This window comes from Enterobacter sp. HG048 (assembly GCF_024702055.1).
GTDB lineage: Bacteria > Pseudomonadota > Gammaproteobacteria > Enterobacterales > Enterobacteriaceae > Enterobacter > Enterobacter dykesii.
Window position 1 is genome coordinate 374,994 of sequence record NZ_JANLIZ010000002.1, and the last position, 25,658, is coordinate 400,651.

Consider the following 25,658-nt stretch of genomic DNA (forward strand, 5'->3'; position numbering starts at 1 on the left):
TGGAGCAAAGGCTCAAATCATTCTCATAATCAGGTACAGCGGCGCTCCGCCAAAAAAAATGATCAAATAACACTCGTAGTAAAAGAGCAGATCCTCAATATCGGGCATTGTGTTTAACAGCACGGTGAACGTAATAATGAGATAAACAAAAATAACTATTAGCCAGAAGGCGATGACAAGCAGCTCAGTCAACGCGCCAGCTTTATTTTGGATGATCAGAGAGACCACCGACAATGCGATGCAGCCATAAATAATGGGTGAAGAGAGCAGCGTTGAGGCGACTTTTTCATCCATTTTGTGTACCAGTACCAGCCAGGTATAAAGTAATCCCCACGACAGCAGCAGGAACAGGGAATATATGCCCAGCTTTTTAGGAGAGAAATATTTAGAAAGTTCCATGTTCATTATTTCAGCCAACTTCATAAAATCTTTAAGAAACAGTGGTAATTTGCAGCGCGCAATGCACAACGGGTTATGCCCCAATAGCGATTTTGAACGCGCATTGTCGAGTCTTTATTGACGGAATGTGTAGGCTGTGTGGAGAAATAACCGGGAATTTAAATCAGCGGGGAAATTTTCGTGATTACGGCACTTTTTCCCGGAGGCTGTGTCTTATTGTGCTAAAGATATCTGATAGCGTGCTTAAAGGGATTTCACCCGCGGAGATAATATGAACAAAAATACGCTGATCCTTGTTGTTGAAGATGAAGACGAAATCGCCGATATACTGATGAGCTACTTAGAGCGTTCGGGAATGAAAACGCTCCGAGCCAGACAGGGCGAACAGGCCATAGCGCTCAATCGTCTCCATAAACCGGATCTCATATTGCTGGACATTCACCTGCCCGTATGTGACGGCTGGAGCGTACTTACGACGCTTCGTCAGGAAAGCGTTGTCCCCGTCATCATGGTTTCCGCTCTCGATCAGGATGTCGATAAGCTCATGGGGCTGAGGCTGGGCGCGGATGATTACGTGATCAAACCTTTCAATCCTTCTGAAGTTGTCGCCCGGGTTGAGGCGGTGCTGCGCAGGACAAAACCCGCGCTTCAGCAGGCAGGTTCCCAGCCGCTCAGAACGCCGTTTATTACGGTCTATCCGGATGACTTCTACGTGGAAGTCACCGTGGGAGCAGAGGTTGTCTCCCCGGTATTAACGACGACCGAATTTAAATTGCTCACATACCTGGTGAGATACCCGCGAAAGGTCTGCTCCCGCGAAGAGCTACTCAACGCGTGTCTGCCGGAAGGGGATACGCTCGACAGAACGGTCGACAGCCATATGAGCAAGTTGCGTAAAAAACTGGAGCTTGCAGGCCTTTACGGTGTTCCCGAGAGCATCAGAGGCATGGGTTACCGGCTTGGGGAAAAGAAATGAACAAAGAGTCTGTCCTGAGTCGTCAAATCTTAACGTATATGCTGTTGCTGACGTTTACGATCATTGCCATCGCCATACTCGGCTCCTGGTTTTTTTACTCCTTTATTCTGGATCATCTCCCGGGCGGCGCTGCTGCGGGCGATGACGAGCAGATGACGATGTGGGACTGGGTATGGATTGGGACCGCGACAACGATCAGTCTGATTATCGCTCTCTTTTTCACGGTCAAACTTTCATCGCGAATACTCACCCCGCTAAACGCGGTAGCGTCCAGCCTGAAAAAGATTTCTCAGGGCGATCTGGACGCCCGGGCATTCTGCACCAGTTCCCGGCTGGGTGAAATCAATCACCTGGTGACGGATTTCAATGAAATGGCGGAAAAATTACAGACGCTGGATATTCAGAGGAAATCCTGGAATGCCGCTATTGCGCATGAGCTGAGAACCCCGGTCACGATTCTACGCGGACGGCTTCAGGGGTTGGTTGACGGCGTTTTCATCCCGGACCCGGTGCTGTTTAATAATCTTCTCAAACAGACGGAAGGGTTAACCCGTCTGATTGAAGATCTGCGGGTTATCAGCTCGGACGGCGGGGCGGGATATACGTTATATCCGTCCCGAACGGATCTCAAAGGGACAATACAGAACGCACTCGATACGTTCATGCCCGAGTTCAGCCGTAAGGCGTTTACCATCAATACAGACCTGAGGGAGCAGCAATGCGTATTCGACCCATTACGCATCAATCAGTGTCTGACCGTTTTATTTGATAATGCCTTACACTATTCAACCTCGCGGATGCTCATCGTGAAAAATGGCGTTTCTGATAAAGGCAATTATATCCTTATTCAGGACGGGGGACCGGGCATCCCCAGAGAGTTTCATGATTTCCTGTTTCAGCCCTTTCAGCGCGATAATGGCGCCAGACATGTGAACCCGGAAGGCTGTGGTTTGGGCTTGTCGGTGGTAAAAGCCATCATGCTGGCTCATGGTGGCGATGTTACCTATACCTTATCGACGCAAAACCACTCGATATTTAAGCTCACCTGGCCCGACTCGTGAGCTTCAGCGGCAGGTCAAATGCACCTGCCGGCGATAAATGCCATATTTTTCCTAACTTAGCATCCCATTCCTGCGGGGTAATCGTCAGTTTACCGCGTCTCGGGCTCAGGGTTATTTCACTGAAATAGATTTCATCTTTCTTTAGCATCAGGTCAACGCGGCAGTAGTCAATTCCATCCGCCAGCTCCTGGGACGCCAGCAATGCCTGTCGGAACAAGACCGGTTCGCCTGGATCTGCTGAAGTATTGGGATATTCCATCTGGAAGGGTTGTAAGTTCCAGTGCCTGTCATAAACGTTGATAAACCCTTTGCCGTTATCATCCGTAAAATCTGCTTCTACATAGTGGGCAACGCCATGAAAACAGTGGATCCTCAGCATTTCGGGCGTTGTGTTTCTGTCAGCATCGTCGAAGAGATCGACGAACGGCTCGCAAAGTATACTCGGCGTAATGTTTTTGTACTGCCATTCGCGCGTGGTGTAGTAAAGATTTTTCTTTAACGCGAGGCTCAGCTTTTTACACGCTTCTTTTTCATTAAATTGCGCTTTGTTTATACATATTATTGTGCTGCCGCTGTCATGGTTGCACTTAAGGACGAATTTATCAGGAAGAACTGAAAAATCAATCTGCGACGGCCTGGTATAAACGCCAATTAATGGCACCGTTTTTACGCGCGTTGTTCTGGAGGAAACGTATGCCCGAACGGCGAGTTTATCGGCAAGCATCGTGTAGAAGTTATTATGGTCATAGATCAGGCGATGACATATTTTTTCACTCAACGTCGTGGGCGAGTTAATGTCAGGGGTTTTACCGGATGTTCTCTTAAGCCTCACGGTATGAAAGTGCAGGTCCGTCATTAAAAATGAACGGCATTTTCTAATGAGATACTCTGTGTATTTTAGAACGTAAGTGGCGGTGTTCATTTCTTCTCCTCCGTAATGTCCGGATATTCTGGAGAAGAACTGTTGATTGATATTGCTTAAAATATGGAGCAGGGATGGAGACGAAAAATTAAAGGATTAAATAGCGCACGCAGGCTATTTAATCCTTATTTTAGTGGGGTGATTTGTGTTGAGCGTCGCGCTTAGCGGTCCTTTCTCCACGCATCGGCGGTCAATGCTTCACCGAAATGACCGGCAATCAGCCGTTTTGTCAGCTCATGCAGCGGGGAGGCCATCACATCCGCCGTACTGCCGCGCTCGACAACTTCGCCCTGGTGCATGACCATCACCTGATCGCTGATGTGCTTCATCATTCCCAGATGTTGGGTGACGTAGATATACGAGATCCCCTGTTTTTCCTGCAATTCCAGCATCAGGTTAATCAGCTGCGAGCGCATCGACATATCCAGCGAGGCAAGCGCTTCATCCGCAATGATCACTTTTGGCCGCAAAATCAACGCGCGCGCCAGTCCCAGGCGCTGTTTCTGGCCGGGGGCCAGCATATGCGGGTAGTAGCTTTCGTGATCCGGTAACAGCCCAACCATACGCAGGGTTTCAAATACGCGCTTACGGCGCGCCTCCGGCTCCAGGTCTGTGTTCAGACGCAGCGGAAAATCGAGGATCTGCGAAATGCGCTGGCGCGGGTTAAGCGAGGTAGACGGATCCTGGAAGATCATGCGGATGCGCTGGCTGCGGAAAGAGTAATCGCCGAACGTCAGAGGATGATCGTCAATCAACACTTCGCCTGCAGTCGGTTCAACCATGCCGGCGAGCATTTTCGCCAGGGTGGATTTCCCGGAACCGTTCTCGCCGATGATCGCCAGAGTCTGTTTTTCACGCAGCGTAAAGCTCAGCGGCTTCACCGCGTCGACAGTTTGACGATGAAACAGCCCCGTGCGGTAGCGAAAGGTCTTACTCAGGTTGCGGACTTCCAGTAAGGTTTCGACCATTTCACTCTCTCTCCATGTTCAGCGGGAAATGACAGGCGTATAGATGATTTTTGGCCCCGGTCAGGCGTGGCGTCTCGATACATTTACGCTGAGCGTAGGGGCACCGCGGCCCCAGACGACAGCCTATCGGCAGGGATTCCAGCAGCGGAATCGCCCCCGGCAGGGTATTCAGGCGGCTTTTATGCGGCATCGCGCTGCCAAAATCCGGAATAGCGCGGATTAGCGCCTGCGTATACGGGTGGTGCGGCGCGGTGATCAGGTCTTCACTCGGCGCGGTTTCGACCGTTTGCCCGCAGTACATGACGTCAATTTTATCCGCCCATTTGCTGAGCATTTGCAGGTCATGGCTGATCAGCAAAATGGTGGTGTTGTTATTCTGGTTGAGACGCGACAGCAGGCGGAAGATTTGCGCCTGCGTGGTGGGTTCCATCGCGTTCGTCGGTTCATCCGCAATCAGCAAACGCGGCTGATTTGCCAGCGCGATGGCAATCATCACTTTCTGACATTCGCCGTCGGTCAGCTCATAGGGGAAGCTGCGCATCGCATCTTTGTGATCTTTGATCCCGACGCGGTGTAAAAGCTCGATGGCACGACGCTTGCGCCAGCCAACGCGTTGCCACCAGCGGCCTTTGTAGGTCCAGCCGGGGATGTTCTGCATGAGCTGTTTACCCACGCGTTCGGACGGGTCGAGACAGGACTGCGGCTCCTGGAAAATCATTGAGACGTTATGCCCGACCAGCTTACGCCGCTCGCGGGGGGAAAGGCGCAGCAGATCGATATCGTCAAAACGCATACGGTCTGCCGTCACGCGCCAGTTGTCTTTCGCCACGCCGCAGATAGCTTTGGCAATCAGGCTTTTTCCCGAGCCGGATTCCCCCACCAGCCCGCGTATTTCACCCTCCGCAAGGGTGATGCTGATGCGATCGACGGCTTTAACCCAGCCTTCACCGGTTTTGAATTCGATGGTGAGGTTGCGAATATCAAGAAGCGGCATTATTGCACCCCCGCGTTAATTGCACGGCGAATACCGTCGCCCAGCAGGTTGATAAGCAGCACGCTCACCATAATGGCCGCCCCCGGCAGCATGACCGTCCACGGTGCCACGTAGATCAACTCCAGCGCGTCGCCGAGCATCGCACCCCATTCGGGCGACGGCAGCTGTGCACCGAGGTCGAGAAAGCCGAGCGCCGCGATGTCCAGGATCGCCATCGACAGAGCGCGGGTGATCTCGGTGACCAGCCCGGCGGCGATGTTGGGCAGCACGGCAAACCACAGAATGTTAAAGGTTGTCGCGCCGTCCAGACGCGCGGCAACGACGTACTCTTTTTCCAATTCATCATGCACCATGCTGTAAACCGAGCGCACGATGCGGGGCAGGATAGCCAGCCAGACGGCGAACATGGCATGCGACAGGTGCGGACCGGCAAAGGCAACAACGATGATCGCCAGCAGCAGGGATGGAATCGACAGCAGCGTATCCAGAATGTGGTTAAGGACCGCCGAACGCAGGCCATGGGTGGATCCCGCAAAAATACCGAGCGCCAGCCCGCAGATCGTTGCCGCGAGCGTTACCACAAATGCGCCGCCCACCGTCGGGGCTGCACCGCTCAGCAGGCGGCTCAACACGTCACGTCCGAGGTCGTCCGTTCCCAGGAAGAAAGAGACTTCACCGTAGCGCGACCAGGACGGCGGCAGCAGCTGATAGCCAAGGAACTGCTGGTCGATGCCGTACGGCGCAAACCACGAGCCAAAGACGCAAAGCAACACCAGGCCGGCGCAGCCGTAAAGGCCGATCATCGCCGTGGTGTCACCATAGAATTTACGCCACACGGTACGCAGCACGCCAGGCGTGCGCTTTTCACTGTATACGCTATCGTAAGGCATACCATTCCTTATGCTTCAATGGGTTAGCCATGGCACCCAGAATATCGGACAACACGTTAACAATAATCACCAGCGAACCAATCACCATCACGCCCGCAGAAATCGCGGCGTAGTCCTGCTGGCGGATGGCGTTAATCAGCCATCGCCCCAGGCCAGGCCAGCTGAAGACCATCTCGGTGATCATGGCCAGCGTCAGCATGGTGGAAAACTGTAATCCCAGACGCGGAATAACCGGCGGCAGCGCGTTGTGCAGGACGTTGCGGCGCAGTATGGTCAGACGGGACAACCCGCGCGTGGCGGCGGCTTTGACGTAGTTCTGGTCAAATACCTCAATGGTGCTCAGGCGCATCAGGCGGATCACTTCGGTTGTTGGCGCAACCGCCAGCGTCAGCACCGGCAATACCATATGGCGCACGGCGCTGACAATCATCTCATGGCGCCACACCGAATCGGACAGCCACGCGTCAATGATGGCAAAACCCGTCACCGTTTTAACCGTATAGAGCAGGTCAAAGCGACCCGAAACCGGCAGCCAGCCCATCGTCAGCGAGAAGAACAGCGTCAGCAGCAGCGCCAGCCAGAATACCGGGATGGAGAAGCCTAACAGGGCGAGGGCGCTGATAAACTTATCCTGCCATTTGTTGCGATAGATCCCGGCCAGCATACCCACCGGGATACCGACCATCAGGGCAAAGCCGAAGGCCAGAATGCACAGCTCCATCGTGGCCGGGAAAACCTCTTTCAACTGCTCGGAAATCAGCTGGCCGTTAATGCTGGACACGCCGAAATCCCAGTGCAGCAGCCCGTTAAACCAGAACAGCCAGGCATCCCACAGCGACGACCCCTGGAGCGGGGCGTGGGGCGTGAAATAGCTCAGGCTGAAGCCGACAAAGTTCAGGAAAAAGAGCGTCACCAGCAGCAAAAGGAGCCGACGTAAGGTAAAAATAATCATGGTTTTTTCACCTCTTGTTCTTTTTCTCTCGACACGCCTGCAAACGAGGCGTTGCCGAACGGACTCAGCACCAGGCCTTTAATATCATAACGATAGGCCTGAAGACGCAGGGAAGATGCCAGCGGCAGCACCGGCAGTTCCTGGGCAAGGATCTTCTGCGCTTCATCATAGGCGTCGATGCGTGAGGCCAGCTGCTGGGAAGCCAGCGCTTTTTGCAGCACGGCGTCAAACTCCCGGTTACACCAGTGGGCGTAGTTGGTCTGCGAATTAATCGCCGCACAGCTTAGCAGCGGCCTGAAGAAACTGTCCGGATCGTTACTGTCGGTCGCCCAGCCGGTCAGGGTTAAATCATGATTCATGTCCATCAGGCGCGCCTCCTGGAAACGGCCCTCAACCGGTACGATGATCACTTTGACGCCCACCTGCGCCATATCTGCCTGCAGCAGTTCGGCGGTCTTGAGCGGGCTCGGGTTCCACGCCTGAGAGCTGGTTGGCACCCAAAGCTGCAGCGTGAGGTTTTCCGCCCCCAGCGCCTTCAGCTGTTCACGTGCTTTTGCCGGATTGTATTCCGTAATTTTAGCTTCACCGTCATAGGCCCACGAGGCGCGCGGTAAAATTGAGGCGGCGGTTTCCGCCGTGCCGTAGTAGATCGACTGCATTAAACGCTGGTTATTAATCGCCAGCGCCAGAGCGTGACGTACGGCAGGGTTATTCAACGGCGGCTTATCCGTGTTAAAGGCGAGATAAGCGATATTCATTCCGGGACGTAACGTCAGCCGCAGGCGCGGATCGTCGCGCAAAATGGTAAGCTGGCTGGCCGCGGGCCAGGCGAGCACGTCGCATTCACCCGTGAGCAGTTTTGACAGACGTCCTGTCCCGCCAGAGCCGAGATCCACTACCACCTGCGGCATCAGCGGGGTGCCGCGCCAGAAATGCTCATGGCGCTGCAGACGAATATACTGCCCGGCGCGGTATTCGGCCAGCTGGAACGGACCGGTGCCGACCGGCTGACGATCGAGTAACTCCTGACGATCTTTTTTCGTCAGGTTCGCCGCGTATTCAGCGGACATGACCGACGCATAGTGGGTTGCCAGGTGCCAGAGGAAGGAGGCATCCGGGCGCGTCAGCGTAAATTCAACCGTCCGGTTATCGAGCTTGCGCACGCTTTTGACGGTGTCGGCAAACTGCAGGCTGTCGAAATAGGGGAAGTTGCTGCCGTTAACGTAATGCCACGGATGGTTGCGGTTAAAGATGCGCTGGAAGGTGAAGACCACGTCATCCGCATTCAGCCTGCGCGTGGGGGTAAACCACGGCGTGCGCTGAAACGCGACGTCATCGCGCAGGTGAAAACGGTAGGTTGCGCCGTTATCCAGCACTTCCCAGCTTTCCGCCAGCTCAGGCACCAGACGGTAGGTGTATGGGTCAACATCAAGCAGACGGTCGTAAAGCTGTGCGGCCAGGGTATCCACGATCAGGCCGCTGCCCGCTTTTTGCGGGTTGAAGGTGTCCACCTGGCCGCTTACGCAATAGACAAAGCCGCTGTCACGAATGTCAGGCTGGGGAGTTTGCCCGGGCGCGGCAAAGGCCTGGCTGCTAAACAGACCAAGTGCAAAAAAGGACGATAAAACCAGACGCATAATTTTTAAGGTTTTTAGGTTCGATCTGCAAAGTGTATCGCACTTACGCCTGCTTCGTAAAAATGTCTGCAGGTAAGTGCTGATATTGTCAGCGCATTTGATGCTTTTTGAGCAATGCCCTCAATTGATGGTAGGTCAGACCCAGCAGTTCAGCCGCCCGTTTCTGGTTATATTTTGCCGTCTTCAGGCTTTGCTCCAGCAGCTGTTTCTCCTGATCGTTTTGAAACTGGCGTAAATCAAGGGGGAGAGTAGGAACATCGCCTGAAGACGCTGGTGCGGACAGTGGCGCTGCGCTGCGCTGAAAAGGATCGATAATGATATTGTCCAGCTCCGTCTCGCTGCTGCCGTGGCGATAGACGGAACGCTCCACGACGTTTTTCAGTTCGCGGATATTTCCCGGCCAGTGGTAAGCCAGCAGCGTCTCCTGCGCATAATCGCTGAAGCCGGGGAACAGCGGCAGGCCGAGCTCGCGGCACATCTGAATCGCAAACTGATCTGCCAGCAGCATGATGTCGCTTCTGCGCTCGCGCAGGGGAGGAAGCTGAACGACGTCAAAGGCCAGGCGGTCAAGCAGGTCGGCACGGAATTTCTCCTCCGCCACCATCTCCGGCAGGTTGGCGTTCGTGGCGCACACCAGGCGCACGTTAACCTGCAGCGGCTGGCTACCGCCGACGCGCTCCAGCTCGCCGTACTCAATCACGCGCAGCAGTTTTTCCTGCACCAGCATGGGCGCGGTGGCCAGCTCATCCAGAAACAGCGTACCGCCGTCAGCGCGCTCAAAGCGTCCGGGATGGCGTTTCTGGGCACCGGTAAACGCGCCCGCTTCATGGCCGAAGAGCTCGGTGTCGAGCAGGTTTTCATTCAGCGCCGCGCAGTTAAGGGAAATGAAGGGGCCATCCCAGCGCCCGGAGAGGTAATGCAGACGGTTGGCTATCAGCTCTTTCCCCGTTCCGCGTTCACCGATGATCAGCACCGGTTTATTGAGCGGCGCCAGCCGAGAGACCTGTTCCAGCACTTCGAGAAAGCTGTTTGCTTCGCCGAGTAAATTGTCTTTGTATCCGGGCATGATGAAATTAACCACTCCTTAGCGATATTCACCAGGGAAGAATAGTTCTTCATCGCGTAAAAATCAATCAGGTTCAGGAAAATCAATAAGATAAAAACCTGGCATGATGTTTGTATTATCTGTACAGCAGGGCATAGCCCGATAACCGAACTATGAGGATTTGATTATGGGTATTTTTTCTCGTTTTGCCGACATCGTGAACGCCAACATCAACTCACTGCTTGAGAAAGCGGAAGATCCGCAGAAGCTGGTACGCCTGATGATTCAGGAGATGGAAGACACGCTGGTTGAAGTGCGTTCAACCTCCGCCCGCGCGCTGGCGGAGAAAAAACAGCTTACGCGTCGTATTGAACAGGCAACCGCACAGCTGAACGAATGGCAGGAAAAAGCGGAACTGGCGCTGCGTAAAGACAAAGAGGATCTGGCCCGTGCGGCGCTGATCGAAAAACAGAAGCTGGCCGATATGGTCGCGACGCTCGAGCATGAAGTCACGCTGGTGGATGACACGCTCACCCGTATGAAGAAAGAGATTGGTGAGCTTGAAAATAAACTTAACGAAACCCGCGCGCGTCAGCAGGCGCTGACCCTGCGTCACCAGGCGGCAAGCTCTTCCCGCGACGTGCGTCGTCAGCTGGACAGCGGTAAGCTTGATGAAGCGATGGCGCGTTTTGAATCGTTTGAACGTCGTATCGACCACATGGAAGCGGAAGCTGAAAGCCACGGCATCGGCAAGCAGAAGTCGCTGGATCAACAGTTCGCCGATCTGAAGGCTGATGATGAAATCAGCGAGCAGCTGGCGGCACTGAAAGCCAAAATGAAGCAAGACAACCAATAATAATTCCTGCGGCACCTGAGCGTGCCGCCTCATAAGACAAGGAGTACACATGAGCGCGCTTTTTCTGGCCATTCCCCTGACAATTTTCGTGCTGTTCGTTTTGCCGATTTGGCTATGGCTGCACTACAGCAACCGTTCTTCTCGGGGCGAACTCTCCCAGAGTGAACAACAGCGTCTGGTGCAGCTTTCCGACGAGGCGAACAAAATGCGCGAGCGCATTCAGGCGCTGGAAGCCATCCTGGATGCTGAGCATCCAAACTGGAGGGACCGTTAATGTCTGGACTGAATCTGAACAAAAAGCTGTGGCGAATTCCACAGCAGGGCATGGTGCGCGGCGTTTGTGCCGGGCTGGCTCACTATCTTGATGTTCCGGTAAAACTGGTCCGCGTGGTCGCGGTGCTATCGATCTTCTTTGGCCTGGCGTTTATTACCCTGGTGGCATACATCGTCCTGTCGTTTGTCCTTGACCCAATGCCGGACGGAGAACTGGCAGCGGAGGGAGCCCCGACCAGCAGCGATCTTCTCAATGCCGTTGATGAGCAACTCGCCGCCGGTGAGAAGCGGCTACGGGAAATGGAACGCTATGTCACGTCGGATACCTTTACGCTGAGAAGTCGCTTTCGTCAGCTTTAAGAGAGAGATGAGATGAAACAACACTGGCAACAGGCCGGTCAGAAGGTAAAACCCGGCCTGAAAATCGCAGGTAAACTGGTCCTGCTGACCGCGTTACGGTTCGGCCCGGCAGGTGTGGCGGGTTGGGCAATTAAATCCGTTGCCCGCAAACCGGTCAGAATGGTGCTGGCCGTGGCGCTCGAACCGCTGCTGCAAAAGGTGGCAAAACGGCTTTCTCGCCGCTACTTATCCCAATAATTCCTGCTGGCGTTAGCCCTTTCCCTGACGGGGGAGGGACTGGCGACGGTTAACCGCATTTCCTCTTTTCCCCGTTCTTTCTTTGCGGCAGCTCACAATATTGCGCTGAGCTGCTTTGCAATCACCTTTTTCTCTTTCCTGGTCCGTTGACAGATATTTTTCATGGGAGTAGATTGCCACTCCGTGGGACCGCTACCATGGAAAATGAAATGAATACAAAAATTAAAGAACTCATTAATCTTGTTTACGGGGAAACGTTTTCTGATGCCCATCTTAATGTGCTGCTGGAAAATATTGGAAATGCCGCTTCTGTTATTACGGAAAAACGTAAAACGGGTTGGGATGAAAAAGACGTTGTCCTGATTACCTATGCCGATCAGTTTTCAGCGAAAGGGGAGAAGGCGCTACCGGTTTTTACACGTTTTTATAACAGGTGGCTTGATCACTCTTTTTCTCATGTCCATCTCTTGCCTTTTTATCCATGGTCTTCAGACGACGGGTTTTCTGTTATCGATTATCACGAGGTTGCACCGGAAACCGGAACGTGGCGAGATGTTGCCGAATTAAAACAGTCAGCCAGTTTAATGTTCGATTTCGTATGCAACCATATGTCAGCCAAAAGCAAATGGTTCGCTATTTACCTGAAGCAAATGCCAGGATATGAAGATTTCTTTATTTCTGTCGATCCTGAAACAGACTTATCCGCGGTGACGCGTCCGCGTGCCTTACCGCTTCTTACGCCTTTCACGCTGCATGATGGCAGCGTGCGACACCTGTGGACCACCTTCAGCGAGGACCAGGTCGATCTCAATTTCGCCTCTCCGCAGGTGCTGATCGCGATGGTCGACGTGCTGCTGCATTACCTGATTGAAGGGGCGCGATACATTCGTCTGGATGCGGTGGGCTTTATGTGGAAAATACCCGGAACAAACTGCATCCACCTTGAGCAAACCCATCAGCTCATCCAGCTTTTCCGCGCCATTACCGAGGCTGTCGCCCCTGGAACGTTGATTATTACCGAGACGAACGTTCCGCATAAAGATAACGTTGCTTACTTCGGTGACGGCGAAAATGAAGCGCAGATGGTTTATCAGTTCTCTTTGCCTCCGCTGGTGCTGCATGCGGTACATTCTCAGGACGTCCGTACGCTGAGCCAGTGGGCAGCGTCGCTGACGTTGCCTTCCACGAAAACCACCTGGTTTAACTTCCTGGCCTCGCATGACGGGATTGGTCTGAATCCATTACGCGGAATTTTACCCGAGTCGGAAATCCTCTCGCTTGTGGAAAAACTTCAGGCTGAAGGCGCGTTGGTTAACTGGAAAAATAACCCGGATGGCACACGCAGTCCTTATGAAATTAATGTGACCTATCTGGATGCTTTAAGTCCGCGTGACAGTCTTGATAGCCAACGGATTGCCCGGTTTATTCTGGCGCATGCCGTCCTTTTAAGCTTCCCCGGCGTGCCCGCGGTTTATATCCAGAGCATTCTCGGTTCCCGTAATGATTATGCAGGTGTTGAACGCCTGGGATACAACCGTGCGATTAATCGTGAGAAATACACTGCAGGACAAATTGATGGCGAGCTTGAAGATAAAAATAGCCTACGCTCTCAGGTCTATCGCTCGTTAAGCCAGTTAATTGCGCTGCGTCGGGCGGAAAAGGCATTCCATCCTGACAGCGAGGCTTATTTCAGTGCGCCAGGTGAACATGTTTTAAAAATCGTTCGCGTGGCGGATTGTGGTGAGAAAGTAACGGCGCTGTTTAATTTCAGTGACGGCATTCAAACGGTGGAATCCGATATTCATTCCGGAACGGAGTTGATTTCCGGGAAAGATATTACGGATAAAACGCTGACCCTATATCCATGGCAGGTGTTGTGGATTAAAGAAAACTAAAAAGGACCTTAAAAATGAAAATGCCCAGAATTGTGCTGATATCAGCACTGGTTTCGTGCGCCTTGTTATCAGGGTGCAAGGACGACAAAAAGTCAGCTGTCACCATTGAGTTTATGCACTCGTCAGTTGAGCAGGAGCGCCAGGCGGTTATCACGAAGCTTATCGAAAAGTTCGAGAAAGAGAACCCCGGCATCACGGTGAAACAGGTGCCGGTAGAAGAGGATGCTTACAACACCAAGGTTATTACGCTCGCCAGAACGGGCGCGCTGCCAGAGGTGATTGAAGTCAGCCATGACTACGCGAAAGTTATGGACAAGGAACAGCTGCTGGATCGCAAAGCCATCGCCGAAGCCATTAACGCGGTAGGCAAGGATACCTTCTATGACGGCATCTTGCGCGTGGTTCGTACGGAAGACGGTTCTGCCTGGACGGGGGTGCCAGTCAGCGCCTGGCTATCGGGCGTCTGGTATCACAAAGATGCGCTGGCTGCGGCGGGTATTCAGGAGCCGCATAACTGGGCGCAGCTGCTGAAAGCCAGCCAGAGCCTTAACGACCCGGCCAAAAAGCATTACGGCATTGCGCTGCCTACCGCGGAAAGCGTGATGACGGAGCAGGCATTCTCCCAGTTTGCGCTTTCCGGCGGCGCGAACGTTTTTGATGCCAAAGGGAACGTCGACATCGATACCCCTGAAATGGCAAAAGCTCTGGCGTTTTACAAAGATCTGGCCGCGACCACCATGCCGGGTTCAAACGACGTCATGGAGATCAAAGATGCCTTCATGAACGGTTCTGCGCCGATGGCGGTTTACTCCACCTACATCCTGCCGGCGGTATTCCAGGACGGAAACCCTGCAAACCTGGGCTTCGTCGTCCCAACTGAAACCTCTTCTGCTGTTTACGGCATGGTCACGTCGCTGACGATTACCACCGGTCAAACCGAAGATGAGACTCAGGCGGCTGAAAAGTTTGTGACCTGGATGGAGCAGGCTCAAAACGCAACCGACTGGGTCATGATGTCGCCCGGCGCGGCACTGCCGGTGAACAAGCTGGTGGTGGGCACCGATACCTGGAAAAACAACGATGTGATTAAAGCGTTTGGGCAACTGCCTTACGAACTGATTGCGCAGTTCCCGAATGTGCAGGTGTTTGGCGCGGTGGGGGACAAAAACTTCACGCGCATGGGCGATGTTACCGGGTCCGGCATCATCAGTTCCATGGTGCATAACGTCACGGTGGGGAAAAAAGATCTCAGCAACACGCTTAGTAACAGCCAGAAGCGTCTGACCGATCTGATTTCACAACGATAGGAGCGCTCTGCGGAAGGAAATTATGAAGACGTTGTTTTCTGGTCGTTCAGATATGCCTTTCGCCATGCTGCTGTTGGCCCCCAGCCTGATCTTGCTGGGGGGCCTGGTGGCCTGGCCAATGATTTCCAATATTGAAATCAGTTTCTTACGTCTGCCGCTCAACCCGCGTATTGATGCGGTGTTCGTCGGGCTGGATAACTACATCCGCATCCTGGGGGATGCTGCGTTCTGGCACTCGCTGTGGATGACGTTCTGGTACACCGCGCTGGTGGTGATCGGCAGCACGGGGTTGGGGCTGGCGGTTGCGATCTTCTTTAACCGTGAATTCCGTCTGCGGAAAACGGCACGTTCACTGGTGATTTTGTCCTACGTCACCCCGTCAATTTCGCTGGTGTTTGCGTGGAAATACATGTTCAACAACGGCTACGGCATTGTGAACTATCTGGGCGTTGACCTGCTGCATCTGTATGACCAGGCACCCCTGTGGTTCGACAATCCTGGCAGCAGCTTTGTGCTGGTGGTGTTGTTCGCCATCTGGCGCTACTTCCCGTACGCGTTCATTTCGTTCCTCGCGATTTTGCAGACCATTGATAAGTCGCTGTATGAAGCGGCGGAAATGGACGGCGCGAATGCCTGGCAGCGTTTTCGAATCGTTACGCTGCCCGCGATTATGCCAGTGCTGGCAACGGTGGTGACGCTCCGCACTATCTGGATGTTCTACATGTTTGCGGATGTCTACCTGTTGACGACCAAGGTCGATATTTTGGGCGTCTACCTCTACAAAACGGCATTCGCTTTCAACGATTTGGGTAAGGCTGCGGCGATATCCGTTGTGCTGTTCGTGATCATCTTCGCGGTGATTCTGCTGACCAGAAAAAGGGTAAACCTCAATGCCAACAAATAAACGCGTATTGAGCCGTATTGGTTTCTACCTCGGTCTGGCGGTGTTCCTGGTCATTACGCTATTCCCGTTCTTCGTGATGCTGATGACGTCATTCAAAAGCGCGAAAGAGGCGATATCGCTTAACCCGACCATTTTGCCGCAGGCGTGGACGCTGCAGCATTACGTCGACATCTTTAACCCACTGATTTTCCCGTTCGTGGACTATTTCAAAAACAGCATGGTGGTGTCGCTGACCTCCTCGGTGATTGCCGTATTTCTCGGCACGCTGGGGGCTTACGCCTTGTCCAAACTGCGTTTTAAGGGCCGCACGACGATCAACGCGAGCTTTTACACCGTTTACATGTTCTCCGGGATCTTGCTGGTGGTACCGCTGTTCAAAATCATCACTGCCCTTGGGATCTACGACACCGAGCTGGCGCTGATTATCACCATGGTGACGCAGACGTTACCGACAGCGGTGTTCATGCTGCGCAGCTATTTCGACACCATCCCGGACGAAATCGAAGAAGCCGCGATGATGGACGGCCTCAACCGCCTGCAAATCATCTTTCGCATCACCGTGCCGCTGGCGATTTCCGGGCTTGTATCGGTGTTTGTCTACTGCTTCATGGTGGCGTGGAACGACTACCTGTTTGCGTCCATTTTCCTGTCCAGCGCCAGCCATTTCACCTTGCCGGTCGGGCTGAACACGCTCTTTAGCACGCCAGATTATATCTGGGGTCGCATGATGGCGGCATCGCTGGTGACGGCGCTTCCGGTGGTCATCATGTACGCCCTGTCTGAACGTTTTATTAAAAGTGGTTTGACCGCCGGCGGCGTGAAGGGCTGAGGCGGCCAATTTTAACAAGGAGTCAGTCATGAAAAAATTAGTTGCGACAGCGCCTCGTGTAGCGGCGCTGGTGGAATATGAAGATCGTCCGGTTGCGGTCCATGAAGTGAAAATTCGCGCCCGCTTTGGCGCGCCGAAACACGGTACCGAAGTGGTGGATTTCCGCGCCGCCAGTCCGTTTATTGACGAAGAGTTCAATGCGGAGTGGCAGATGTTTACCCCGCGTGAAGAGGGGACGGCCCGCGGGATCGAATTCGGTAAGTTCCAGCTGGGCAATATGGTGGTTGGCGACATTATTGAATGTGGTGCAGACGTCACTGAATACCAGATCGGCGACAGCGTCTGCTGCTACGCACCGCTGCAGGAAACGGTGATCGTTAACGCGGTGAATAACTACAAGCTGCGCAAAATGCCGCAGGGCGCCTCCTGGAAAAACGCCGTTTGCTACGATCCGGCGCAGTTCGCCATGAGCGGCGTGCGTGATGCCAACGTGCGGGTCGGCGATTTTGTGGTTGTGGTGGGGCTGGGTGCGATTGGGCAGATTGCGATCCAGCTGGCCAAAAAAGCCGGTGCGGCAATTGTCATCGGCGTCGACCCTATCGAACACCGCTGTGACATCGCCCGTCGTCATGGGGCAGACCACTGTCTGAACCCAATCGGCACCGATGTCGGTCTGGAAATCAAAAAGCTGACCGGGAAGCAGGGCGCGGATGTGATCATCGAAACCAGCGGCTTTGCAGATGCCCTGCAGTCCGCGCTGCGCGGGCTGGCCTATGGCGGCACCATCTCCTACGTAGCCTTCGCGAAACCGTTCGCGGAAGGTTTTAACCTTGGCCGCGAGGCGCATTTCAATAACGCGAAGATTGTCTTCTCCCGTGCCTGCAGCGAACCCAACCCGGATTACCCGCGCTGGAACCGCAAACGTATTGAAGAGACCTGCTGGGAAATGCTGATGAACGGCTATCTGAATTGTGAAGATCTCATCGACCCGGTCGTCACCTTCACCACCAGCCCGGAAAGCTACATGAAGTATGTCGATCAGCATCCGGAACTGAGCATCAAAATGGGCGTCACTTTTTAAGCTAAGGAAAGCAAAACATGAAAATCGCAACACAAAATCAGGCCTTTTTCCCGGTCAATATCATGGAGAAATTCCAGTACATCAAAGCGATGGGTTTTGATGGTTATGAAATTGACGGCAAGCTGCTGGTGGAGAACCTCGCCGAGGTTAAAGCGGCGATTAAGGCCACCGGTCTGCCGGTTACGACCGCTTGCGGCGGATACGATGGCTGGATCGGCGACTTCATCGAAGAACGTCGTCTGAACGGGTTAAAGCAGATTGAACGCATTCTGGAAGCGCTGGCTGAAGTGGGCGGCAAGGGCATTATCGTGCCTGCTGCCTGGGGAATGTTTACCTTCCGTCTGCCGCCAATGACCTCCCCACGCAGCCTGGACGGTGACCGCAAAGCCGTAAGCGCCTCCCTGCGCTGGCTGGATGAGGTGGCGGCGCGCACCGGAACAACCGTCTACCTGGAGCCGCTGAACCGCTATCAGGATCACATGATCAACACCCTGGCTGACGCGCGTCGCTATATCGAAGAGAACGGCCTGACGCACGTGCAGATCATCGGCGATTTCTATCATATGAACATCGAAGAAGACTCGCTGACGGATGCGCTGCATCAGCACCGCGATCTGCTTGGCCATGTGCACATCGCAGATAACCACCGCTACCAGCCGGGCAGCGGCAGCCTCGATTTTGCCAGCCTTTTCGATCGGCTGCGTGCGGATAACTACCGGGGTTACGTGGTGTATGAGTGCCGTGTTCGCGCCGAGGATCCGGCTAAGGCATACCGGGACTCGCTCACTTACTTGCGTAAATGCTAAGGATGACGAGCGTGATGAGTGCTTCTACACCTTCGCCTCTGCGCGTCGCCATCATTGGCGCCGGGCAGGTCGCGGATAAAGTGCATGCCTCGTATTACGCCACGCGCAGTGATGTTCAGATGGTGGCTGTCATGGACAGCCATCCTGAACAGGCTCGGGCGTTTGCGGAACGTCATGGTATTTCCTCGGTATGGCAGGATACGCGAGAGATGCTCGAGGCGGTTAAGCCGGATGTGGTGAGCGTCTGTTCGCCTAACCGGTTCCATTTCGGGCACGTCACGGCAGCGCTGGAAGCAGGCTGCCACGTGATGTGTGAAAAACCGCCTGCCATGACGCCGCAGGAGGCCGATCGGATGCGCATGGCCGCGCGCAAGGCGGGAAAAGTGCTGGCGTATGATTTTCACCATCGTTTTGCTCTTGATACGCAACTGCTGCGTGAGGCTGTGATGAAGGGGGAACTGGGCGAAATTTATTACACCACGGCGCAGGCGCTACGCCGCTGCGGGGTTCCCGGCTGGGGCGTCTTTACCAACAAAACGCTTCAGGGCGGTGGGCCGCTGATTGATATCGGCATCCATATGCTCGATGCCGCGATGTACGTGCTGGGGTTCCCGGCGGTAAAACGGGTGACGGCACACAGCTTCCAGAGGCTGGGAAATCGTAAAAGCAGCGGTCAGTTTGGTGCGTGGGATCCCTCGCAGTTTACCGTTGAAGATGCCCTGTTTGGCACCATTGAATTTTGCAACGGCGGCATTCTGCGTCTGGACACGTCGTTTGCGCTCAATATCCGCGAACAATCCATCATGAATGTCGCATTTTGCGGTGAAAAGGCGGGCGCCATGCTGTTCCCGGCGCACATCTACAACGACGAAGCCGGTACTTTAGTCACCCTCACGCAGCGTGAAGAGGCTGACGATCGGCGTCATATGCGCAGTATGGATGCCTTCCTACGGCATGTGCAGGGAGAGCCCGTCATGATCGCTGATGCGGAGCAGGGGCTGGTTATCCAGCAGCTCGTCGCCGCGCTGTATGAATCAGCAGAAACAGGGGAAAGCGTGACGTTATGCTAAACGTGTCTGTATTAACCGACCCGGGCTTTTGTCCACACAGCCTGAATAAATACGCCTCCATCATGGCCTGCGGTAATGGCTACATGGGGATCCGCGCTGCGCACGAAGAAGATTACACCCAGCAAACCCGAGGCATGTATCTTGCGGGCCTCTATCATCGTGCCGGTCGCAACGAGACCACTGAGCTGATCAATCTGCCGGATATCATCGGTATCGATGTTGAGCTGGATGGCGTCAATTTCACGCTCCTGTCAGGCGAAATCCTCGAGTGGCAGCGCGAGCTGGCGTTTGCCAATGGCGAGCTTCGTCGCAGCGTCGTCTGGCGCTCGCCTGACGGGAAACGCTATCGTCTGGAGAGCCGTCGTTTCGTGTCGATGGACCAGTTGCCCTTAGTGGCCATGCAGCTTTCGATTACACCGCTCGATGCCGCCACGCAGGCCGTGCTGCAAACCGGCATTGACGCAACGCAAACGAACAGCGGCAGACAGCACCTGGATGAAGTGTCGGTCAGAGTGTTCGACCAGCAATATATGCAGGGCGTGTATGAAACGCAGGACCGCACGTCTGAGATAATTGTTTCAGCGTATTGTCAGCTCTCAGCGAAGAGCGACAGCTGTTTCACCGCCAAAAATCGTCGTCTCAGCGTTCATCATTCGCTGAATGTTGCGAAGGGTGACACTGTCACGCTGGAGAAGATCGTCTGGGTGGCACATCGCAGTGATAAAGCACTGTCGCAGGCGTCTTTCGCCCGCAATGCGCTGGCCGATCTTAAGGTCTGTGCGGCAAGAGGCTACGACGCGTTGATTGAGAGTTCGGCGTATGCCTGGAAAGCGGTCTGGCGTGACGCTCGGGTGGAGGTGGACTCTACGGAACATCAGGATCAGATGGCGCTGGATTACGCCGTCTGGCATTTGACGACCATGACGCCAGCCCATGATGAGCGAAGCAGTATCGCTGCAAAAGGGCTGACGGGAGAGGGGTATAAAGGCCACGTCTTCTGGGATACCGAAGTTTTCCTGCTGCCTTTCCATCTCTTCACTCGCCCCCAAACCGCCCGTAGCCTGCTGCGCTATCGTTGGCTCAACCTGGCCGGGGCGCGGGAAAAAGCCCGACGCAACGGCTGGCCCGGCGCGTTGTTCCCATGGGAAAGTGCCGCCAGCGGCCTGGAAGAGACGCCAGAGTTCGCGGCTATCAACATCCGAACCGGCACGCGCCAGAAGGTGGCCTCCGCGCTGGCGGAACACCACATCGTGGCGGACATTGCCTGGGCCGTCGTCGCTTACTGGCAGGCGACGCACGATGATGCCTTTATGCGAAACGAAGGCCTGACGCTGCTGATGGAAACCGCCGCGTTCTGGATGGGCCGCGCAACGGAAATCAATGGTCGCCTCGAAATCCATGACGTCATCGGACCGGACGAATATACCGAGCATGTGAACAACAACGCTTATACCAACTATCTGGCCTGGCACAACGTTGCCTGCGCTCGCCAGTTTATGACGATGTTTGGGCGCGAGGATAAAGGTTTTACGCAGAAAGCGACACGGTTCCTGACGCGCTTATGGCTGCCGGAGGCCAATTCAGACGGTGTGATCCCGCAGGATGATACCTTCATGGCGAAACCCGCCATTGATCTCAGCCGCTATAAAGCAAAAGCAGGGAAGCAGACCATTCTGCTCGATTATTCCCGCGCGGAAGTCAACGACATGCAGATCCTTAAGCAGGCTGATGTTGTGATGCTTACCTACCTGTTGCCGGAGCGGTTTACCCCGCAGCAGTGCGCCGCCAATCTGGCGTTCTACGAGCCCCGCACGATCCATGACTCTTCGCTGAGCAAGGCCATTCACGGCATTGTGACTGCCCGCTGTGGTGACACCGAGGGTGCCTACGCCTTCTGGCGCGATGGCGTCGCCATCGATCTTGGGGACGACCCGCACAGCTGCGATGACGGAATTCACGCCGCTGCGACCGGCGCTATCTGGTCCGGCGTCATTCAGGGCTTTGCCGGTGTGCAGATTGTAGAAGGGGAGCTGCATCTTGCGCCGAAACTGCCAGCTCACTGGCAAAAACTGGCATTCCCCCTGCGCTGGCGGAACGCAACGCTGCACTTCACCTATGAAAACGAAGTGTTAACCATTGAAGCTTCGGCACCTGCCGCGCTGACGCTGTGGGGCAAGAAGCTACACGTTTCGGGGCGGACAGTTTGCGCTTATAAGGATTTTCTTGCACCTGTTAATGGGACCGCTACCACGGAGGGGCACTATGACGCTTAAGGCTGTTGTATTCGATCTGGACGGTGTGATCACCGATACCGCACACCTCCATTTTCTGGCCTGGCGTGCAGTGGCGGATGAAATCGGCATCACCTTCGACGAAGCATTTAACGAACAGCTGAAGGGCATTAGCCGCATGGATTCCCTTCAGCGCATCCTGAAGCATGGCGGGAAAGAGGGGACGTTTAGCGATGAGCAGCGCCTCGCGCTGGCGACCAAGAAAAACGCGCTCTATGTCCAGTCTCTGGCGTCGCTGACGGAGGATTCACTGCTTCCCGGTATTCGCGACGTGCTGGCGGATATCCGTGCGGCGAAAGTCAAAATTGGGCTCGCCTCCGTTTCCCTGAATGCCCCGGGGATTCTGCATGCGCTGGGCATTCATCAGGCCTTCGATTTTTGCGCCGATGCTTCCCGTATTTGCCGCTCAAAGCCAGACCCGGAGATCTTCCTTGCCGCCTGTGCAGGCCTGAATGTGCGTCCTGACGCGGCTATAGGTATCGAAGATGCACCTGCAGGCGTTGAGGCGATCAACGCGGCGGGAATGCTATCGGTTGGGATTGGATGTGGCCTGAACCATGCGGGTTTACAACTTCATTCAACGCGGGAACTGACCTGGAAATGCCTGACCGAGTTTTGGGCATCCCGGACGTATTGATAAGGAATTAACAATGGCTCAACTGTCCCTGAAACACATTCAGAAAATCTATGATAACCAGGTCCACGTGGTTAAGGATTTCAATCTCGAAATCGAAGACAAGGAGTTCATCGTCTTCGTCGGGCCTTCGGGCTGCGGCAAATCCACGACGCTGCGCATGATTGCCGGTCTGGAGGAGATCAGTGCGGGTGAACTGATTATTGACGGGGTATGCATGAATGACGTGCCCGCCAAGTCTCGTGATATCGCGATGGTGTTCCAGAACTATGCGCTTTATCCGCATATGACGGTCTACGACAACATGGCGTTTGGCCTGAAGATGCAAAAAATTGCGCCAGTGGTTATCGACGAGCGCGTTAACTGGGCGGCACAGATCCTCGGATTACGCGAGTACCTCAAGCGTAAACCGGGCGCGCTGTCCGGCGGCCAGCGACAGCGCGTGGCGTTGGGCAGGGCGATCGTGCGCGAAGCGGGCGTGTTCCTGATGGATGAACCGCTCTCCAACCTCGATGCCAAGCTTCGCGTGCAGATGCGGGCTGAAATCAGCAAGCTGCACCAGAAGCTCAACACCACGATGATTTACGTGACCCACGACCAGACGGAAGCCATGACCATGGCGACCCGCATCGTGATCTTAAAAGACGGCATTATTCAGCAGGTCGGCGCTCCGAAGCAGGTCTACAACGAACCGGCAAACATGTTTGTTGCCGGGTTTATTGGATCGCCAGCCATGAACTTCATTCGCGGCGCTATCGACGATCGCTATTTCGTCACGGAAACGCTGCGTCTGAAGATTCCAGAGGACAAGCTCGCTTCACTGAATGCCGCAGGGTATCAGCGCAAAGCCGTGGTCTTTGGGATCCGCCCGGAAGATATTCTCACTCTGCAGAGCAGCGGTAAGCATATCGCAGCGAAAGTCAGCGTAGCCGAACTGACCGGCGCGGAGTTCATGCTTTACGCCAGCGTTGGCGGTCATGAACTGGTGGTTCGCGCTGGCGCGGCGAATGATTATGCCGCTGGGGATAATATCGATATCCAGTTCGATATGAATAAGTGCCATTTCTTCGATGCTGAAACCGAAGCGGCTATTAGATAAGAAAGGTGTTCGCCGGAAATGCAAATTTCCGGTTTTTTTGTTTGTTACTTATAAAGGGAAAATTAAATGAGTACTCTACTAAGAAGTGCTGCGCTCGTGCTGTGCGCAGGAGTTAGCTGTGCACAAGCATCAGAGGCAGCTAAACATTGGGAATTTAATATTGGCGCAATGTATGAAATCGAAAACGTTGAGGGGCAGGGCGACGATAAAGATGGATTATATGAACCTTCCGTGTGGTTTAATGCAACCTGGGATGCGTGGACTATTTCGCTGGCGATGTATCAGGAGGGGCCGGTTGATTACAGCAGTATGACCCGTGGAACCTATTTTGATCGTCCTGAATTTCAATTACGCTATCGCTTTATCGGAACCGATGATTTTACCTTCGGTCTGACCGGCGGTTTCCGGAATTATGGTTATCACTTTAAAGATGAACACGGCGCCAAAGACGGCAGCGCTAATATGCAGCGCTATAAAGTTCAGCCTGACTGGGATATTAAATTAACCGACGACTGGCGTTTTGGCGGCTGGTTTGCCCTGTATCAGTTTGCTAACGATCTGCAAAAAACCGGCTATGCTGACAGCCGCGTTGAAACCGAAACGGGCTTTACCTGGACCATTAACGAAACCTTTGCGGCTAAAGTGAATTACTATTTAGAGCGCGGTTTCAATATGGACAGTTCTCGTAATAACGGCGAGTTTTCTACTCAGGAAATTCGTGCCTATCTGCCCATTTCGTTAGGCCAGACCACCTTAACGCCTTATACCCGCCTGGGGCTCGATCGCTGGTCGAACTGGGACTGGCAGGACGATCCTGAGCGTGAAGGACACGATTTTAACCGACTGGGTCTCCTCTACGCTTACGATTTCAACAATGGTTTATCCATGACGCTTGAATACGCGTATGAGTGGGAAAACCACGATGAAGGCGAGAGCGACCGCTTCCACTATGCGGGGGTTGGCGTAAACTACGCGTTCTGACCGACGGCGCGCCAGGGGCACTTCGCCCCTGGTTTTATCGAAGGGATGCGGCCAACAAAAAGTGGGTATCAACCAGCACTTTTTGCGGGGCGGGATGCCCCGCAATACGCCTGAAAAGAAGATCGCAGCTCTCTTCCCCCAGCTTACGGGTGGGGATATCAAAGCCGCCAGGTGCGGGCGTTAAAATGAGAGACAGCATCGGATCACTGTATCCGGCTATCACCACCTGCTCAGGGATCATCAGATTCAACTCATCCGCCGCGCGATAGAGGCTAAGTAACTTCATGCTGTCGGTAGCGAATACCGCATCAGGTGGCGTGGGTGAAGACAACAGTTCCAGAGCCGCCGTAAGCGCACTCTCATGGGTATAACCGCCGTCCCTGATCCAGTCCGGATTAAGGGCAATATGGTGCTTTTCCAGACTGGCTTTATAGCCCGCAAGGCGATCGATCGAAACATGATAATCAAGCGGGGCATGCAGACAGGCAATTTTACGGCGTCCGTTTTTAATAAAGGTTTCCGTCAGCGTGGCGCTGTCATGGAAATTATCCGTGTCGACGGAATAGATATTCTGAAACTCACCTTCAACTTTGCCGATAACCACTACCGGTACGCCATACGCATCCAGCGTGGTGAAAAAGGATTCATTTGCCGGTGAACTCAGCATTATGATCCCTTTGATCATCTTCTGTTTTATTTTACTCACGCATTTCAGCAGATCGTCTTCGCTGCTTTTTGAGGTCTGTAAAATAACGTCAAAGCCTTCTTCTTCCGCTTTTGCCGTAATGGCATGCAGGACATCGGAGAAAAAAGGATTACCGGCAGTGGTTTTGGTTGAACGGGTCGAAATAACCATAATGGCATCGAAGCCTGAAGAGGTCAGGGCTCGGGCCAATTTGTTGGGCTGATAATTTAATTCGTCAATCGCCTTCAGCACTTTTTCACGCGCTTCGGGAGAAATATTCGTTTGTTTATTCAGAACGCGGGAAACGGTTGATTTCGATACGCCCGCAACCCGTGCGATATCATAGATGGTGGGTGACATACACCTTACTCACTCCGGACTGACAGCAATGCCGTTCATCTTACTGGAGAGAAAACGGCAATAGCAATAAATAAGAATTGATAATCAACGATCTGCCCCCATTTATTGTATTCTGAAGCCATGCATTCAAGGCTTCCAGGCAACGA

The 25,658-nt window shown here is 54.0% G+C and carries 26 protein-coding genes; 17 read left to right on the forward strand and 9 right to left on the reverse strand.

Annotation, left to right across the window (positions count from 1 at the left end; translation table 11 throughout):
* Positions 1–12: 12 nt before the first annotated feature.
* On the reverse strand, positions 13–423 hold the full coding sequence (locus NUX24_RS05095; protein ID WP_257830139.1) for a transporter: 411 nt from the start codon (positions 421–423) through the stop codon (positions 13–15).
* A 247-nt stretch (positions 424–670) separates the two neighbouring features.
* Here NUX24_RS05095 and NUX24_RS05100 point away from each other — a divergent pair, with 247 nt between their 5' ends.
* Together NUX24_RS05100 and NUX24_RS05105 are read left to right on the forward strand one after the other, a co-directional pair.
* Positions 671–1,375 carry a response regulator gene (locus NUX24_RS05100; protein WP_047651105.1) on the forward strand — a complete coding sequence of 235 codons (705 nt, stop codon included), beginning with the start codon at positions 671–673 and terminating at the stop codon, positions 1,373–1,375.
* A complete protein-coding gene (locus NUX24_RS05105; RefSeq protein ID WP_257830140.1) occupies positions 1,372–2,436 on the forward strand; it encodes an ATP-binding protein in 1,065 nt (354 codons plus the stop codon). The genes NUX24_RS05100 and NUX24_RS05105 overlap by 4 nt, the downstream gene beginning before the upstream one ends.
* Here the strand turns inward: NUX24_RS05105 and NUX24_RS05110 are convergent.
* The 7 genes from NUX24_RS05110 to pspF form a co-directional block, all read right to left on the reverse strand.
* Entirely contained in the window at positions 2,417–3,358 is a 942-nt protein-coding gene (locus NUX24_RS05110) for an ATP-grasp fold amidoligase family protein (RefSeq protein WP_257830141.1), read from the reverse strand. The two genes, NUX24_RS05105 and NUX24_RS05110, sit on opposite strands and share 20 nt — an antisense overlap.
* 161 nt (positions 3,359–3,519) lie before the next feature.
* Complete coding sequence (gene sapF, locus NUX24_RS05115) at positions 3,520–4,326, reverse strand: putrescine export ABC transporter ATP-binding protein SapF (RefSeq protein ID WP_023312051.1); 807 nt, start codon at positions 4,324–4,326, stop codon at positions 3,520–3,522.
* A gap of 1 nt (position 4,327) precedes the next feature.
* The gene (gene sapD / locus NUX24_RS05120; protein ID WP_008501228.1) at positions 4,328–5,320 is read right to left on the reverse strand and encodes a putrescine export ABC transporter ATP-binding protein SapD; all 993 of its coding nucleotides are present in this window, start codon (positions 5,318–5,320) and stop codon (positions 4,328–4,330) included.
* A complete protein-coding gene (gene sapC, locus NUX24_RS05125) occupies positions 5,320–6,210 on the reverse strand; it encodes a putrescine export ABC transporter permease SapC (protein WP_032656751.1) in 891 nt (296 codons plus the stop codon). The genes sapD and sapC overlap by 1 nt, the downstream gene beginning before the upstream one ends.
* Positions 6,197–7,162: a putrescine export ABC transporter permease SapB gene (gene sapB, locus NUX24_RS05130; protein WP_047651103.1), complete on the reverse strand. Its 966-nt coding sequence runs from the start codon at positions 7,160–7,162 to the stop codon at positions 6,197–6,199. The genes sapC and sapB overlap by 14 nt, the downstream gene beginning before the upstream one ends.
* Positions 7,159–8,799, reverse strand: coding sequence for an ABC transporter substrate-binding protein SapA (gene sapA / locus NUX24_RS05135; protein ID WP_257830142.1), 1,641 nt, complete (start codon positions 8,797–8,799; stop codon positions 7,159–7,161). Before sapA ends, sapB begins: the two co-directional genes overlap by 4 nt.
* Before the next feature lie 88 nt (positions 8,800–8,887).
* Positions 8,888–9,865 (reverse strand): phage shock protein operon transcriptional activator, encoded by a 978-nt coding sequence (gene pspF / locus NUX24_RS05140; RefSeq protein WP_047651101.1) that lies wholly within the window; start codon positions 9,863–9,865, stop codon positions 8,888–8,890.
* A gap of 166 nt (positions 9,866–10,031) precedes the next feature.
* Between pspF and pspA the strand changes: the two genes are divergently transcribed.
* The 15 genes from pspA (at position 10,032) to NUX24_RS05215 (ending at position 24,467) form a co-directional block, all read left to right on the forward strand.
* Complete coding sequence (gene pspA / locus NUX24_RS05145; RefSeq protein ID WP_033145729.1) at positions 10,032–10,700, forward strand: phage shock protein PspA; 669 nt, start codon at positions 10,032–10,034, stop codon at positions 10,698–10,700.
* A 49-nt stretch (positions 10,701–10,749) separates the two neighbouring features.
* The gene (gene pspB / locus NUX24_RS05150; protein WP_023312045.1) at positions 10,750–10,974 is read left to right on the forward strand and encodes an envelope stress response membrane protein PspB; all 225 of its coding nucleotides are present in this window, start codon (positions 10,750–10,752) and stop codon (positions 10,972–10,974) included.
* Positions 10,974–11,333 carry an envelope stress response membrane protein PspC gene (gene pspC, locus NUX24_RS05155; RefSeq protein WP_047651099.1) on the forward strand — a complete coding sequence of 120 codons (360 nt, stop codon included), beginning with the start codon at positions 10,974–10,976 and terminating at the stop codon, positions 11,331–11,333. The genes pspB and pspC overlap by 1 nt, the downstream gene beginning before the upstream one ends.
* Before the next feature lie 12 nt (positions 11,334–11,345).
* Complete coding sequence (gene pspD / locus NUX24_RS05160) at positions 11,346–11,570, forward strand: phage shock protein PspD (RefSeq protein WP_023312043.1); 225 nt, start codon at positions 11,346–11,348, stop codon at positions 11,568–11,570.
* 197 nt (positions 11,571–11,767) lie between these two features.
* Positions 11,768–13,465 (forward strand): sugar phosphorylase, encoded by a 1,698-nt coding sequence (locus tag NUX24_RS05165; protein WP_308280934.1) that lies wholly within the window; start codon positions 11,768–11,770, stop codon positions 13,463–13,465.
* A 14-nt stretch (positions 13,466–13,479) separates the two neighbouring features.
* Positions 13,480–14,772: an ABC transporter substrate-binding protein gene (locus tag NUX24_RS05170; protein WP_214575929.1), complete on the forward strand. Its 1,293-nt coding sequence runs from the start codon at positions 13,480–13,482 to the stop codon at positions 14,770–14,772.
* A 22-nt stretch (positions 14,773–14,794) separates the two neighbouring features.
* Positions 14,795–15,676, forward strand: a complete 882-nt coding sequence (locus tag NUX24_RS05175; RefSeq protein ID WP_257830144.1) for a carbohydrate ABC transporter permease — start codon at positions 14,795–14,797, stop codon at positions 15,674–15,676.
* Positions 15,663–16,505 carry a carbohydrate ABC transporter permease gene (locus NUX24_RS05180; RefSeq protein ID WP_257830145.1) on the forward strand — a complete coding sequence of 281 codons (843 nt, stop codon included), beginning with the start codon at positions 15,663–15,665 and terminating at the stop codon, positions 16,503–16,505. The genes NUX24_RS05175 and NUX24_RS05180 overlap by 14 nt, the downstream gene beginning before the upstream one ends.
* Positions 16,506–16,533: 28 nt before the next feature.
* Positions 16,534–17,586, forward strand: a complete 1,053-nt coding sequence (locus NUX24_RS05185) for a zinc-binding alcohol dehydrogenase (RefSeq protein ID WP_257830146.1) — start codon at positions 16,534–16,536, stop codon at positions 17,584–17,586.
* Between the two features lie 17 nt (positions 17,587–17,603).
* Complete coding sequence (locus NUX24_RS05190) at positions 17,604–18,392, forward strand: sugar phosphate isomerase/epimerase (protein ID WP_257830147.1); 789 nt, start codon at positions 17,604–17,606, stop codon at positions 18,390–18,392.
* Positions 18,393–18,403: 11 nt separating this feature from the next.
* Positions 18,404–19,462 carry a Gfo/Idh/MocA family protein gene (locus NUX24_RS05195; protein WP_257830148.1) on the forward strand — a complete coding sequence of 353 codons (1,059 nt, stop codon included), beginning with the start codon at positions 18,404–18,406 and terminating at the stop codon, positions 19,460–19,462.
* Positions 19,456–21,735 carry a glycoside hydrolase family 65 protein gene (locus tag NUX24_RS05200; protein ID WP_257830149.1) on the forward strand — a complete coding sequence of 760 codons (2,280 nt, stop codon included), beginning with the start codon at positions 19,456–19,458 and terminating at the stop codon, positions 21,733–21,735. Before NUX24_RS05195 ends, NUX24_RS05200 begins: the two co-directional genes overlap by 7 nt.
* Positions 21,725–22,390, forward strand: coding sequence for a beta-phosphoglucomutase (gene pgmB / locus NUX24_RS05205; protein WP_047651091.1), 666 nt, complete (start codon positions 21,725–21,727; stop codon positions 22,388–22,390). The genes NUX24_RS05200 and pgmB overlap by 11 nt, the downstream gene beginning before the upstream one ends.
* A gap of 13 nt (positions 22,391–22,403) precedes the next feature.
* The gene (locus tag NUX24_RS05210; RefSeq protein WP_126328699.1) at positions 22,404–23,486 is read left to right on the forward strand and encodes an ABC transporter ATP-binding protein; all 1,083 of its coding nucleotides are present in this window, start codon (positions 22,404–22,406) and stop codon (positions 23,484–23,486) included.
* A gap of 66 nt (positions 23,487–23,552) precedes the next feature.
* Positions 23,553–24,467, forward strand: a complete 915-nt coding sequence (locus tag NUX24_RS05215) for an OmpG family monomeric porin (protein ID WP_257830150.1) — start codon at positions 23,553–23,555, stop codon at positions 24,465–24,467.
* 34 nt (positions 24,468–24,501) lie between these two features.
* Here NUX24_RS05215 and NUX24_RS05220 read toward each other — a convergent pair whose 3' ends face one another.
* On the reverse strand, positions 24,502–25,512 hold the full coding sequence (locus tag NUX24_RS05220) for a LacI family DNA-binding transcriptional regulator (RefSeq protein ID WP_047651088.1): 1,011 nt from the start codon (positions 25,510–25,512) through the stop codon (positions 24,502–24,504).
* Between the last annotated feature and the right edge of the window lie 146 nt (positions 25,513–25,658).